The sequence below is a fragment of the Oceanisphaera psychrotolerans genome, assembly GCF_001870485.1.
In the GTDB taxonomy this organism is placed as follows: domain Bacteria; phylum Pseudomonadota; class Gammaproteobacteria; order Enterobacterales; family Aeromonadaceae; genus Oceanimonas; species Oceanimonas psychrotolerans.
Genome location: NZ_MDKE01000015.1, coordinates 46,289 through 59,745 on the forward strand (window position 1 = coordinate 46,289; position 13,457 = coordinate 59,745).

The window sequence follows — 13,457 nt, forward strand, 5'->3', positions numbered from 1 at the left end:
CAAATATTGAGAATATGCACACAAATGACAATCATTCTCATTAAAAGGACCTTGATTCTCGATGACCAGCCCACGTTCTCTGCTTACCCGACCTTCCGCCCTGGCCCTGGCCGTGACGGCGGTCATCACCACCGGCCAGGCCCGGGCCGCCGACAGCGGCTATACCGAACTGGATCAGGTGGTGGTGACCGAATCACGCACCGCACCGGACACCGATGTGCTGGTGACCCAGGACAGCCTCGAGAAAAAACAGGCGACCGATCTGGATGATATCTTTTCCGACACCCCGGACGTGGCCGTGGGCGGCTCTGCCCCAGGCGCGCAGAAAATCTATGTGCGCGGCGTGGAAGACACCCAGCTCAATGTCAGTGTCGATGGTGCCACCCAGGCAGGCCAAATCTTTCATCACCAGGGGCGGGTAACGGTTGACCCCGAGCTGCTCAAGCAGGTGGAAGTCTCCGCCGGCGCCGGCGAGGCCACCAATGGCCCGGGCGCGTTGGGTGGCGCCATCCGCTTCGTGACCAAGGATCCGGAGGACATGCTGCGCCCGGGGCAGGACGTCGGCGGCACGCTGAAGACTGAGTACTACAGCAATACCGACGGCTACAAGACCTCCGCCAGCCTCTATGGCAACCTGACCGACAACTGGAGTGCCATGGGCACCCTGTCCCGTACCGAGCTGGGTGAATACAAGGACGGCAACGGTGAGACCCAGCCCTATACCGACTCCGAGCTGCTGACCGGCTTCGGCAAGGTGGTGGGCCAGCTTACCGACGAGCAGAAGGTCAGCCTGAGCTATGAGCGCACCGAGGACGAAGCCTTCCGCCCCTTCAAGGCGCACTTCCCTGGAAGCTGGAGTACTCCCATCGACCAGGAAGTGCTGCGCGAAACCATTACCGGCAAGTACGGCTTTACGCCCGCGACAACGATCTGGTGGATACCGAGCTGACCCTGTACAACACTGAAGCCTCCCTGTTTCAAGGCTCATATGATTACGCCGCCGGTACCAGCAGCTACGGCGCCGATCTGCGCAACAAGAGCCAGTTGGGGGATCATGGCGTGACCTATGGTATGGACTATCGTCATGATGAAGGTGAATTTTCAGCCCCGGGCGAGTCTTACAAGGATGTCGGCCATGTCACCGGTCTCTATGTGCAGGATCATTACCAGCTGACCGATTACCTGATGCTGAGCGCCGGCACCCGTTATGACTGGTACCAGCTGGATGAAGGCCTGTCCGGCCGTAGCTACAGCGAGTCGGGGCTGAGCCCCAACCTGGGCTTCAGTCTGGACGCCACCGACCGGCTCAACCTGCACGGTGGCTGGGCCCGTGCCATACGCGGTCCCCAGCTCAAGGAGCTGTACCTGATGGACACTTACAGCTATGACCCGGACATCAAGGAAGAAGTCGCCGACAACTACGAGCTGGGCGCCATTTACCGTTATGGCAACCTCACCCTGACCACCACCGCCTTTGTCAGCCATATCGATGACGTGGTGGGTCGTTCCAGTGGCATGATTACCAATCTTGGCGACCTCAAAACCAGGGGCTTTACCGCCGGCATCGGTTACGACTGGGAGCGGGTGAGCGCCTCGCTGAGCTACAGCCAGGCGCGGCCAGAGCTGGATGGTGAGCCCTTGTCCGATGGCAATATGGGCATCGGTACCAGCATCGGCGATACCTGGGTGGCGAACCTGGACTTTCAACCCGTCGACAGCGTGGATCTCGGCTGGACCGGTCGGGTGAGCGAGCGTCTGACCACGGTGGCCGACGGCTACTCCGAGAAGCCGGGCTTTGGGGTGCATGACGTCTATGCCCGCTGGCGGCCGCTGGCCGGTGATCAGCTGACCCTGTCGCTGACCGTGAACAACCTGTTCGACAAGCAGTATCTGGATCACGCTACCTATGCCGATCCGCTGGATATCACCGCCGGCCTGCCCGAGGCGGGCCGGGATATCCGCCTGGGTGCGGCCTACCGCTTCTAACCCTTTTGTTGATCAAGAGGCAGGTACAGAGTGCCTGCCTCTTGCATGTAACGGAGTTTTCCATGTTCGAGAGCAGCACTTTCATCAATACCGGAGATGGCAGCAAGTATCTGCGTCATCTGTGTAAACATTTCAATCACAAGGTCGAGGCGAGCTGGACCGACAGCGAGGGAGAAATCCACTTCGATATCGGTCGTTGCACCCTTGCGGCGAATGCCGACACCCTGAGCATTCATTGTTGTGCCGAAGACGAGGCCCGACTCGAAGAACTCAAGGAGGTGATCAAATCCCACTTCGATCGTTTCGCCCGCCGCGAGCATCATGTTCTCGACTGGCCGCCCGTTTAACCCGCAAATTCAATGGGGTGCCGGGCAGCAGGCACCGCAAACCCGATGCGGGTGATGATTAATCATGGGCTTTTTATAATTATTAAGATAAATTACGCGCATCATAATAAAAACGATTTTCATTAGTTTTCAGGAGTTGAATATGCGTTTCCCGGCACTGGCGTTGCTCGCGGCCCTGGTTTTTCCCTTTTTCGTTACGGCCGAGACGCCCGCAAACATCATTACCGTGGAACACCAGATGGGCAAGACACGGGTACCGGTCAGGCCCGAGCGGGTGGTGGTCACGGGGACTGGCGCCCTGGATATGCTGGACGCTTTCGGCATCGAGCCGATAGCGGTGACCAAGGAATATCTGCCGGGGTATCTGTCCAAATACAAGGACGATAAATTTGCCTCATCCGGCACCTTGTTCGAGCCCGATTTTGAAGGCATCTTCAGCCTGAAGCCGGATCTGATCATCGTCGGTCCGCGCAGCTCTGAACAGTTTGACGAACTGAGCAAGATCGCCCCGACGCTGGTGTTTGCACCGGACACGACGGCCAATCTCAGTTACTGGCAAGGCACCCAACAGTTGTGGCGCACCCTGGGTCGGGTGTTCGCCATCGAAGACCGGGTAGAAGCGAAGATCGCCGAACTGGATGCCCAGTTCAGGGCCATTGCCGACAAGAACAGGGCCGAGCAAAACAATGCCCTGCTGGTGATGAGCAGCGGCAAGAACATCACTGCCTTCGGCGCCCCGTCACGCTTTTCTGCGGTGTTCCGTGATTTTGGCTTCATGGACGCGGCCCATGTGACCACTCAGTCGAGCCATGGCGAGCTGGTGTCTTTCGAGTTCATCAAGCAGACCAATCCGCAGCACCTGTTCATCATCGACCGGGACAAGGTGGTGAACAAGGGCAAGAGTACCACCCACGAACAGTTCGATAACGCCCTGGTCAAGGCCACCGATGCCTACAAGAATCACGCCGTGACCTATCCGGATATCGCTGCCTGGTACACCTCCGCCTCGGGCGTGACCGCCACCGAGATCATGATCCGGGACGTGAAACAGAACCTGCATATTCAGTAAGCCGATCATGCGGCAGCAACAGGGCCAGCCCGTACTGACCCTGTTGTGTTCGCAGGGTCATCAGGAGCTCAACTTGAAAAAGTTACTGCTTGTTTTTGTGCTGTTCAGTGTGGCGTCGGTGTTTGTCGGCGTGATCGATCTGGATATCGGGGCGGTACTGGCCGGTGATGCCGCCGCCATCGAGGTGCTGCTGGTCAGTCGTCTGCCCCGTCTGCTGGCCATCTGGCTGGCAGGAGCGGGCCTGAGCATCGCCGGGCTTATCATGCAGCAAATCAGCCAGAACCGCTTTGCCGCCCCGTCCACCACCGGCACCATAGAGTGTGCCATGTTTGGCTATGTACTGAGCCTGGTGCTGTTTGGCGATGGTAGCAACCTGCTCGTCATCTTCGGCTCGGCCATGACCGGCACCCTGTTGTTTGTGCGTTTCATTCACGGGGTTCAGTTCAAGAACGCCATTTATGTGCCGTTGATCGGCATTATTTTCGGCAACGTGGTCGGCGCCGCCGCCACTTTCATCGCCTATAAATTCGACGTCATCCAGAACCTGTCGGGTTGGGAGATGGCCAACTTTTCCAGCATCCTGCTGGGTAATTACGAGCTGCTCTATATCGCGCTGCCGGTAGGTGTCATCAGTTACTGGTTTGCCACCCGGCTGTCTGCCGTCGGCATGGGCAAGGACTTTTCCATCAACATCGGCCTCAACTATCGGCAAATGGTGCTGCTGGGCGTGATGCTGGTGTCGGTGATGTCGGCCTCGGTGGTGATGATCGTCGGCATGCTGCCCTTTCTCGGGCTGATAGTGCCCAACCTGGTGTCCCGCTACCTGGGCGACAACATGCGCAGAAACATCCCGGTCACGGCCTTGTGCGGCGCCATTCTGGTGCTGGTTTGCGATGTGCTCGGCCGGCTGATTATCTTTCCCCATGAGGTGCCGATCACCATGGTCATCAGTATTCTGGGGGGCGGTGCCTTCATCTATCTGGTGCTGAAAGACACCCCGGGCCGGCAGGTATCATGATGTCCGATACGCTTAAAATCATGCTGATGGCGGCCGCCTCACTGTTGTTTGCCGGGCTCTTTGTCGGGGTGGGACTGGACGCGGACAATTACCGTTATTTTCTGTCGCGCCGCACGCCCAGGGTGCTGGCACTGATCATCGCCGCCGTGGCCATCGCCCAGTCGTCACTGGTGTTTCAAACCATTACCAACAACCGCATTCTGACTCCCGGCATCATGGGCTTTGACGCCCTGTATCAGGTCACCCAACTGCTGATGGTGCTGCTGCTGGGCGGACTGAGCGTGGCCATGGCCAATGTGTACCTCAACTTTGCCTTGTCGGTGGCGGTGATGATGCTGTTCTCGCTGCTGCTGTTCGGTTTTTACTTTCAAAAGCAGCAGGCCGGCATCATGACCCTGTTGTTGCTCGGCGTTATTTTCGGCCAGCTGTTCGGCAGCCTGTCTTCCTTCTTCATGATGCTGCTGGATCCCACCGAGTTCGCCCTGGCCCAGGGCAAGATGTTTGCCAGCTTCAACAACATCAACAACGAGCTGGTGTACCTCTGCCTGTTGCCGCTGGCGCTGGTGGTGGTTCTGCTGTATCGCCAGCATCGGCAGCTGGACGTGTTCTGGCTGGAGCGGGACAACGCCATCAGCCTGGGGGTGGATGTAAAAGCAGTGACCAAACGGGTGCTGCTACTGGTGTCGGTGCTGGTGTCGGTGTCTACCGCGCTGGTGGGGCCCATCCTGTTTTTCGGCCTGCTGGTGGCCAACCTCACCCGCCAGATGTGCAACAGCTACCAGCACAGGGTGCTGTTGGTCGCCAGCTCCCTGCTGGCGGTACTGATGCTGCTGAGCGGCCAGTGGCTGCTGGAAAACCTGTTTGCGCTTAACACCACCCTGAGCGTGGTGATCAACTTTTTCGGTGGCCTCTACTTCTTGTGGCTGCTGATCCGTCAAAAAATATAACGACGCGGATAACCAGAACAATGATCGAACTCGCACAGCTGACCAAGAAATTCGGCTCGAAAATGGTGGTCGACCAGGCCTCCGCCTGTTTCAAGACCGGCCAGGTCACGGCCATTATCGGCCCCAATGGCGCGGGCAAGAGCACCCTGCTCTCGATGGCGAGCCGCCTGTTGGTAAAAGACAGCGGTCAGGTGTTTATCGACAGCCGGGAGCTGGCGCAATGGGACACCAGGGCACTGGCCAAACGGCTGGCGGTGCTGCGTCAGGCCAACAACCTCAGCATGCGTTTCAGCGTGCGAGAGCTGGTGTCGTTCGGCCGTTTTCCTCATAGCGGCGGCAAGCTCAGCCGCGAAGACAAGGCGGTGATCGACAAGGCGATCGACTATCTGGATCTGACCGGTATTCAGCACCGTTATCTGGACGAGCTGAGTGGCGGCCAGCGTCAGCTCGCCTTTATCGCCATGGTGGTGGCACAAGACACCGAATACGTTTTTCTGGACGAGCCGCTGAACAATCTGGATATCAAACACTCGCTGCAGATCATGCGCAATATCCGGGTGCTGGCCCACGAGCTGAACAAGGCGGTGGTGATCGTCATTCACGATATCAACTTCGCCTCCTGCTACTCCGACCACATCATCGTCCTCAAACAGGGCCGGGTGATCACCCAGGGCCCGGTAAACGAGGTGATCCGGGCCGAGGTGTTGTCGGACATCTACGACACCGACTTCGACATCGCAGACATCCGCGGCCAGCGCATCTGCCTGTATTACGGCTGACCTGTATTGAAGGGGGGCAGGACTACCACCTTCCAACCGGAGGTTTGCTTTGGCTCACCCGCTTAAGCCGCTTTTTTCTTCCTGCGGCGGTACAGCCACCATGCCAGGACAAATGCGATCAGGCCGAGCAGCCAGGGAGACAATGACGATTGTACTCCCTGCTCATGCGCGTTGATCTGCCTCTGGGTATTGACGCTGCCTTGGGCTGGTATGGCGCCATCAGCAGAGGGGGAAATATTGGCTGCTGCAGTCTCCGGCGCAGGGAGGGCTTCGGTATCACTATCGGCGCTGTCCGATAACGATGATGTAGGGCTGTTATCACCGGCACCCGGCGAGCCGGAGCCATTATCGCCGGCGCCCGCTGAGCCCGAACCGGAGTCATTATCGCCGGCGCCCGCTGAGCTCGAACCGGAGCCGTTGTCACCGGCGCCTGAGGTACCCGAACCCGAACCGCTATCGCCAGTTCCAGCTCCCGACCCACCGCCGGTGGATCCCGAGTTGTCACCGCCATTGTTATTGTCGGAATTTGCGTCAGCATCATTGTCATTGAGCTGCTGAATTGCCACCACAAGATCCATCACAGTATCACCCACCGCCTTGCCGAGCCCGGCAAAGCTGGCGACCACCGCCAGGGCAAGCAAGGCACCGACGATGGCATATTCAACGGTGGTGAGCCCGGATTGCCTCTGCTTTATCCCGACCATGGGTGATTGTCTCGTCTATAAAAATCCATTGCTATCAGTCTAGGTAATATTCCCGCGCATGAAGGCTGCTTAAACAAGGGCGAGTCTGCCGGGATAAATTATTCACAAAAAATGTGGGGCTCCTTCAGAGCCTGGCCCGCCTGGGCACTGTCGTGCTATGTTGAGGCCCGCCATACTCACCGCTTGATGAGATAAAACGAGGACCGTTGGAAAACGGCCGCTGGATACATTAAGGAAAATAACGATGCGCAACCCCTTTCGCTCACTTCGCCACACGCTGGGTGTGTCGGCGGCAACGCTGGCACTCGCCAGTGCCGCTTTCTCTGCTCATGCCGACACTGACACCCGTGTGACCTATAAATCGGCCTCTGCGGGTACCGCCTATTATCAGATGGGCGTAGAGCTATCGGAAGCCATCCGTCAGGGAACGGATGACGCCATTATTCTGACCCTGGAAGAGAGTCAGGGCTCGGTACAAAACGTGATGGAAGTGATGGCTCGCCAGGGCAACTATGTGTTTACCACACCGCCTGCATTGGTCAAGCAAGCCATGGCCGGAGAGGGCGCCTTTGCCAAACGCAAGCATCCCCGCTTTCAGGAAATTCGTGGTTTATTCCCGATCCCCTCTATTACCATGCACTTTGTGTTGGCGGGTGACGAAGGCGTGACCGATATCACCGCGCTGGAAGGTAAGCATTTATTGATTGGTCGAGGCACCTTTGGCGCCCGTGAAGCCGCTCGCTACCTGAAACTGTTTGGCCTGGAAGAAAGTGTGAAAATTGCCGATGCAGCCATTGGCAGTGGCCCGGATGCGCTCAAAAACGGCCAGATTGATGGCTTTGTGACCTCCAGCTCTTTCCCGTCGCCCAATGTGATTGAAACGGCCGCCAGCATGCCGGTGACCCTGATCAGCCTGACCGATGAACAAATCGAACAGACCGGTGCGCCACGCCAGACCATTCCGGCTGGCATCTATCCCGGCGTTGATGAAGACGTAGAGACCACGTCGCTACCGGTCATTGCCTACACCACCACTGCTATGGATGATGACACCGCTTATACGCTGACCAAGACCTTTTGGGAGCGTCGCGATGCCATGGCAGAAGAAGCCGTGTGGTGGAGCAGTATTACCCCCGGCATGCTGACAAACATGGCCGGTCAGTTACACCCGGGCGCGTTGCGTTACTACGAAGAAGCGGGCTTTGTGGTCCCTGACTCCCTGCGTTAATCCTTGTCGTTCCGCTTTTCACAGCCACGGCACCACCGTGGCTGTGCTGTATTGATAGGTAACCTGGCATGCGTGCTTTTACTTCGTCGCACACGGCGGCCCCTGCGGATGATGACGCAATAGCGCCTGGCTGGATCGCGCTAGGGGCGGCCAGTGTCGTGTTTCATCTTGGATTGATCTTTTATGGCTTAACGCCTGCGCTCGTCAGTCGACCGCTGCACATGGCGCTGTTGTTGCCCTGGATACTGGTCTATATGGCCAAGACGCCGGCGCAGCGCATCAGTGGGTGGTTGCTGACGGTGCTGGGCATAGCGGCCTGTGGCTATATTGCCGTTAACGAGTCGGCGCTGGCTGACCAGTACGGCTTTATCGATAGCCACCTGCAGATGGCAATAGGCCTGTTTTTAATCGCCCTGGCACTTGAAGCGGCACGCCGGGCCATTGGCTGGCCGCTACCGCTGGTGGCCCTGCTGGCCCTGATGTACGGCGCTTTTGGCCAGTACATTCCGGGAGCGTTTGGCCATCCGGGGCTGCCGCTGCCCAGCATGGTGGGCACCCTGACCATTGCCGAAGGCGGGCTATGGGGGTCGCTCACCGGAGTGAGTGTCGGCGTCGTCGCCATTTTTGTGATTTTCGGCGCCGTGCTGAATGCCGGTGAAGCGGGCCAGGGCTTTATGAATCTGGCCAGCGCGGTCGCGGGTCGGCTCACGGGAGGGGCGGCCAAGGTGGCGGTGATTTCCTCCGCGCTGATGGGCTCCATCTCTGGTTCGGCCTCGGCCAATGTGGCCTCCACCGGGGCCATCACCATTCCATCCATGGTCCGTCTGCGTTACCCACGCTCGCTGGCCGGTGCGGTGGAAGCGGTTGCCTCCTCCGGTGGGCAAATCATGCCGCCGCTGATGGGGGCGGGGGCCTTCGTCATGGTGGAGCTGACGGGCACACCCTATACGCAGATTATGGCGGCGGCCATGCTGCCGGCGGTGCTCTACTTTTTGACGGTCTGGATAGGCATTAATGCTTATGCGACCCGGCATGATCTCAAGCCCATGGCCGAAAGCGAACGCCCCGGCACGAAAGAGGTGTTGATTACCTCGCTGTTTTTCGCCATCCCGTTCGTGCTGCTGTTAGAGCGTATTTTCAACGGCGGTTATACCCCCCAGTACGCCGCGAGCATTGCGATTTTTGCGGGCATGGCGCTGCTGTGCTTTGATGTTGCGCTGCGCTTTTCGCTGTCCGGCTTTGCCCGGCGTTTATCGGAAGCAGCGGTGACCGCCGGGCGGCAAATTGCAGTGATTGGTGCCATCATCCTCTGTGCTTCGCTGGTGGTCGGCGTACTGTCGTTGACCGGATTGGGCGTCAAGATCACCTCGGGTATTCTGTCGCTCTCCAACGACATGCTATGGCCAGCACTGCTGCTAACGGCATTGGCCTGCTTGATTTTGGGCATGGAGGTACCGACCACCGCCGCCTATGTCATCTGCGTCTCTGTTGCCGGACCGGCGTTGATCTCACTGGGCCTGGAGCCGCTCCTGGCGCACCTTTTCGTCTTCTGGTATGCGCTACTCTCTACCATCACACCGCCGGTGTGTGGCGGGGTATTTATCGCCGCGGGCATGGTGGGAGAGAACTGGCTGAAAGTCGCCTTCAAGGCCATGGCTTTGGGCATAGGGCTGTATATTATCCCCCTGGCGATGGTGGCCAACCCGGACATGATCCAGCTGGCCGTTAACCCTTCAGGCGCCCTGTTTGATGCGCTGAAAGTGGCAATGGGCTTGGGTGCCATCTCTTTCGGTGTGATTGCTCGTAAGGCGCTGTGGCAGCGAGGAGCGCTGATCGCGGCTGGGGGCATGCTGATCTTCGGGTTTTAAACTTCCGCATCCAACCGTAGTGGTGAAGAAGCCGGCAGCGGCTGGGTAGCAAAGATCACCCAGATATCCAGCGCAGGCCCCAGTGACTGTATCAAACGCAGTTGCTCGGGCGCCTGTGCCATCACCTCTTCGGCGCAAATACCCGCCTCAAAACGCCCCGCGAGCAGCCCCTCTGCCACCGCCACTGTGGTCGGGGCTTCGATTATCCGGTATTCCGTCAGATCGGTGTAGTGGCGTGTCGCTGGCTGAATCGCTACCCGAGTGGGCCGAGCTATCGCGCGTTGTGCAATCAGAGCCAGCGGCTTGCTGCCCGCAATAAAGGTATCCACCGGGTAAGCACGATGCATATAGCGACCAACGCAATCGCCATGGGTGGCATGGGCGGTGCACTGCAGTAAGTGGCTGACTTGACCAGCCATAAGAGCCTGAAATGCCTCTTCGAACTCAGCGAACAATACCACGCTGCCCTCGTCTGAACAGCGCCTTTCAAGGTAGCGCCGGGCAATCAGTTCGTGGTTGCTGCCAGCAGGCCCTAACGTCGCAATTTTCATGGTGATCCTTATCAATGAAGCGTTGGCAGGTGAACAGCTGAGCTGAACGGTTGGCGTTGTGTGCTACATGGTGTGCTACAAAATAGAAAAAGGCACCACCCCTTTCGGAATGATGCCTTTAAATTCAATGTTTTAACTGGTTGCTATCAGTTCATGCCGTATTTCTTGAGCTTCTTGCGCAGGGTACCGCGGTTGATGCCCATCATGTTGGCGGCGCGGGTCTGGTTACCGCGGGTATACTGCATGATCACGTCCAGCATCGGGGCTTCGACTTCGGCGAGGACCAACTCATACAACTCGGTTACTTCCTGGCCATTGAGCTGGGACAGGTAATTACGCAGGGCCTGCTCTACCGAGTTGCGTAGCGGGCGCTGGGTAGGCTGCTCGGAAGTCGGAGATTTAGTAGTAGTAACCAGTGCATCTGAAGTCGTAGTTTGTTCGAACATATTCGGTCGGCTCTTCTTGTGTTCGTTAAGCTATATTCGCGAAATACTGCTCCAGCGAGTCGAGCTGTTGCCCGGCCTCATCCAGAACATTGAAATTACGGCGAAAGTCACGGCCCGCATCACTTTCCTGCAGGTACCACCCCACATGTTTCCGGGCAATCCTTACGCCCATTACCGCACCGTAAAACTCGTGCAGTGCGGCAACATGTTCCCGGATCATGGACCGCTCCTGGTCCTTGGGAAGCGGTGCGGGAGTGGTGCCCTGCTCAAGATAGTGGCGGATTTCTCTAAAAATCCACGGCCGTCCCTGGGCAGCCCGGCCAATCATGATGGCATCGGCGCCGGTATAATCCAGTACAAAACGCGCCTTTTCCGGGCTGTCGATATCCCCGTTGGCGATCACGGGAATAGAGACGGCTTGTTTTATTGTTCTGATGGTGTCGTATTCCGCTTCACCCCTGTACATGCAGGCCCGCGTGCGGCCATGCACGGCCAGCGCCCGGATACCACAGTCTTCGGCGATACGCGCAATGTGCACGCCGTTGCGGTGATCCGGATCCCAGCCGGTACGAATTTTCAGGGTGACCGGAACCGTCACTGCATTTACCACGGCGCGGACAATTTCCTGCACCAGCTCCGGGTATTGCAACAGGGCGGAACCTGCCATCTTCTTGTTTACCTTCTTTGCCGGGCATCCCATGTTGATGTCGATGATCTGCGCGCCCTGGTCCACATTGAACCGGGCCGCCTCGGCCATCAACGCCGGATCTGCCCCTGCAATCTGGACGGATCGGATACCGGTTTCTCCTGCATGATCCATACGCCGAAGGGATTTTTCGGACTGCCACACTCTGGGGTTGGACGACATCATTTCCGACACGGCCATGCCGGCTCCCATGCGCAGGCACAGGGTACGGAAGGGCCTGTCGGTCACTCCGGCCATCGGCGCCACCAGCAGTGGTGTGGACAATTTGTAAGGACCAATTTCCATGAGAATACGGCTATCTCGGCTCAGGGTCGCGTATCTTACGCATTTTTTAGGGGGCTGAAAAGGTCACAAATTGACCGGATTGGAAATTTTTATAAGTCAAGGCCGGCAAGGGGCCTGTGCGCAAAAAATCGGCCCCCGGCGGTGAATAAAAGTACGATTTCAGGCTTGACCTGGCGTCAGAACGGCGCTGCCAACCCGGGCGCCGCCTGGTATCAGGCTTTAACGCCGTTAAGCCGGGCCCAGTCTTCGCGCAATTGCGGGGCATCCATGGCAAACCACTGCTCATAGTGCTGGTTCAGGCCTTCGGCCTGGCTTTCCAGAATGCCGGACAGCGCCAGTTTGCCGCCGGGCTTGACCAGGCTGCTGATCAGTGGCGACAGCTCCTTGAGCGGGCCGGCCAGGATGTTGGCGACCACCACGTCGGCCTTGAGGCCATCGGGTTGATCCTGGGGCAGATAAACACTCAGGCGGTCGGCCACGCCGTTGCGCTCTGCGTTGTCGCGACTGGCCAGCAGCGCCTGGGGATCGATGTCGATGCCGATCACCTCTTTGGCACCCAGCTTGAGGGCCGCCAGCGCCAGAATGCCGGAACCACAGCCAAAGTCGATCACGGTTTTGCCGCTCAGATCCTGGCCGTCGAGCCATTCCAGGCACAGAGCCGTGGTGGGGTGGGTGCCGGTGCCGAAGGCCAGGCCCGGATCCAGCATCACGTTGACCGCGGTGGGGTCCGGCACATCGCGCCAGCTCGGGCAAATCCACAGCCGCTGGCCGAAGCGCATGGGGTGGAAGCTGTCCATCCACTCGCGGACCCAGTCCTTGTCTTCCAGCTGTTCGACTTTATAGGTCAGATCCTTGCGATAGAACTTTTTCAGAAAGTCGATGATGGGCGCCGGATCGGTTTCGGCATCAAACATGCCCACCACCACGGTGTCGTCCCACAGCAGGGTTTCGCCGGGCAGCGGCTCGAATACTGGCTTGTCTTCGGCGTCCATATAGGTCACCGCCTGGGCACCGCGTCCCAGCAGCATGTTGCTGACTTTGTCGGCGGTTTTTTCGGTGGCGTTAATGCGAATTTGTATCCAGGGCATGGCGAGGCTTCATCAAACGGTAAAGGGAAGATTCTAACATTGCAGCGCCCCGGTGTCCTGTTGGCGGGCAGCAGAATACCGGAGCGCTATAGACCAGTCTCTTGGTCACAAGTCGTCACTATATAGCTTGCGAAGCCAAGCAGCAGCAGGGTTACCTTCTCCGACACGCTTCGAGCACATCCATGTGACGCTCGGCAATCCCTACTGCTGCTTCCATGCTCAGGAGCTGCCCGCTGGCGATGCCAGAAGACAACTCGGCTGCTGGCAGGAGGACAAAGGGATCTGCTCAGCCGACCATCTGACCGCCATGGATGGCGGGAATGCCTGGACGGCAGGAGCACTTCCCGGCCGCGCCACGGATGGCGCGGCTGAGCCCCCAAGGATGATGAGATGGACACCTCTTGTGTAACCGGCGTCGCGATGCGCCATATTTGG

Annotated in this window: 14 protein-coding genes; 9 read left to right on the forward strand and 5 right to left on the reverse strand. The window is 58.4% G+C overall.

Annotated features, from left to right (window positions below; translation table 11 throughout):
- The first annotated feature begins 61 nt into the window (after positions 1 to 61).
- The 7 genes from BFR47_RS17475 to BFR47_RS07130 all read left to right on the forward strand — a co-directional run bounded on the left by BFR47_RS17475 (position 62) and on the right by BFR47_RS07130 (position 6,146).
- The gene (locus BFR47_RS17475) at positions 62 to 949 is read left to right on the forward strand and encodes a TonB-dependent receptor plug domain-containing protein (RefSeq protein WP_083399050.1); all 888 of its coding nucleotides are present in this window, start codon (positions 62 to 64) and stop codon (positions 947 to 949) included.
- Positions 934 to 1,986: a TonB-dependent receptor domain-containing protein gene (locus BFR47_RS17480; protein ID WP_175514075.1), complete on the forward strand. Its 1,053-nt coding sequence runs from the start codon at positions 934 to 936 to the stop codon at positions 1,984 to 1,986. Before BFR47_RS17475 ends, BFR47_RS17480 begins: the two co-directional genes overlap by 16 nt.
- A 62-nt stretch (positions 1,987 to 2,048) precedes the next feature.
- On the forward strand, positions 2,049 to 2,333 hold the full coding sequence (locus BFR47_RS07110) for a DUF2218 domain-containing protein (RefSeq protein ID WP_071472415.1): 285 nt from the start codon (positions 2,049 to 2,051) through the stop codon (positions 2,331 to 2,333).
- A 142-nt stretch (positions 2,334 to 2,475) separates the two neighbouring features.
- On the forward strand, positions 2,476 to 3,402 hold the full coding sequence (locus BFR47_RS07115) for a siderophore ABC transporter substrate-binding protein (protein ID WP_071472416.1): 927 nt from the start codon (positions 2,476 to 2,478) through the stop codon (positions 3,400 to 3,402).
- Positions 3,403 to 3,475: 73 nt separating this feature from the next.
- Entirely contained in the window at positions 3,476 to 4,420 is a 945-nt protein-coding gene (locus BFR47_RS07120; RefSeq protein ID WP_071472430.1) for an ABC transporter permease, read from the forward strand.
- The gene (locus BFR47_RS07125) at positions 4,417 to 5,367 is read left to right on the forward strand and encodes an iron chelate uptake ABC transporter family permease subunit (protein WP_281245955.1); all 951 of its coding nucleotides are present in this window, start codon (positions 4,417 to 4,419) and stop codon (positions 5,365 to 5,367) included. Before BFR47_RS07120 ends, BFR47_RS07125 begins: the two co-directional genes overlap by 4 nt.
- A gap of 20 nt (positions 5,368 to 5,387) precedes the next feature.
- Positions 5,388 to 6,146, forward strand: coding sequence for an iron ABC transporter ATP-binding protein (locus BFR47_RS07130; RefSeq protein ID WP_071472418.1), 759 nt, complete (start codon positions 5,388 to 5,390; stop codon positions 6,144 to 6,146).
- A 62-nt stretch (positions 6,147 to 6,208) separates the two neighbouring features.
- On the opposite strand, the gene BFR47_RS07135 is transcribed toward BFR47_RS07130, so the two are convergent.
- Entirely contained in the window at positions 6,209 to 6,850 is a 642-nt protein-coding gene (locus BFR47_RS07135) for a hypothetical protein (RefSeq protein WP_071472419.1), read from the reverse strand.
- A 244-nt stretch (positions 6,851 to 7,094) separates the two neighbouring features.
- Here BFR47_RS07135 and BFR47_RS07140 point away from each other — a divergent pair, with 244 nt between their 5' ends.
- On the forward strand, positions 7,095 to 8,078 hold the full coding sequence (locus BFR47_RS07140; RefSeq protein ID WP_071472420.1) for a TAXI family TRAP transporter solute-binding subunit: 984 nt from the start codon (positions 7,095 to 7,097) through the stop codon (positions 8,076 to 8,078).
- Between the two features lie 68 nt (positions 8,079 to 8,146).
- Positions 8,147 to 9,946, forward strand: a complete 1,800-nt coding sequence (locus BFR47_RS07145; RefSeq protein ID WP_071472421.1) for a TRAP transporter permease — start codon at positions 8,147 to 8,149, stop codon at positions 9,944 to 9,946.
- Here BFR47_RS07145 and BFR47_RS07150 read toward each other — a convergent pair.
- The 4 genes from BFR47_RS07150 to prmA all read right to left on the reverse strand — a co-directional run bounded on the left by BFR47_RS07150 (position 9,943) and on the right by prmA (position 13,022).
- The gene (locus BFR47_RS07150; protein ID WP_071472422.1) at positions 9,943 to 10,497 is read right to left on the reverse strand and encodes a hypothetical protein; all 555 of its coding nucleotides are present in this window, start codon (positions 10,495 to 10,497) and stop codon (positions 9,943 to 9,945) included. The genes BFR47_RS07145 and BFR47_RS07150 overlap by 4 nt on opposite strands.
- 146 nt (positions 10,498 to 10,643) lie before the next feature.
- Positions 10,644 to 10,943 carry a DNA-binding transcriptional regulator Fis gene (fis, locus tag BFR47_RS07155; RefSeq protein WP_071472423.1) on the reverse strand — a complete coding sequence of 100 codons (300 nt, stop codon included), beginning with the start codon at positions 10,941 to 10,943 and terminating at the stop codon, positions 10,644 to 10,646.
- 25 nt (positions 10,944 to 10,968) lie between these two features.
- On the reverse strand, positions 10,969 to 11,934 hold the full coding sequence (dusB, locus tag BFR47_RS07160; RefSeq protein WP_071472424.1) for a tRNA dihydrouridine synthase DusB: 966 nt from the start codon (positions 11,932 to 11,934) through the stop codon (positions 10,969 to 10,971).
- Positions 11,935 to 12,146: 212 nt separating this feature from the next.
- Positions 12,147 to 13,022 (reverse strand): 50S ribosomal protein L11 methyltransferase, encoded by an 876-nt coding sequence (gene prmA / locus BFR47_RS07165; RefSeq protein WP_071472425.1) that lies wholly within the window; start codon positions 13,020 to 13,022, stop codon positions 12,147 to 12,149.
- Positions 13,023 to 13,457 lie beyond the last annotated feature (435 nt).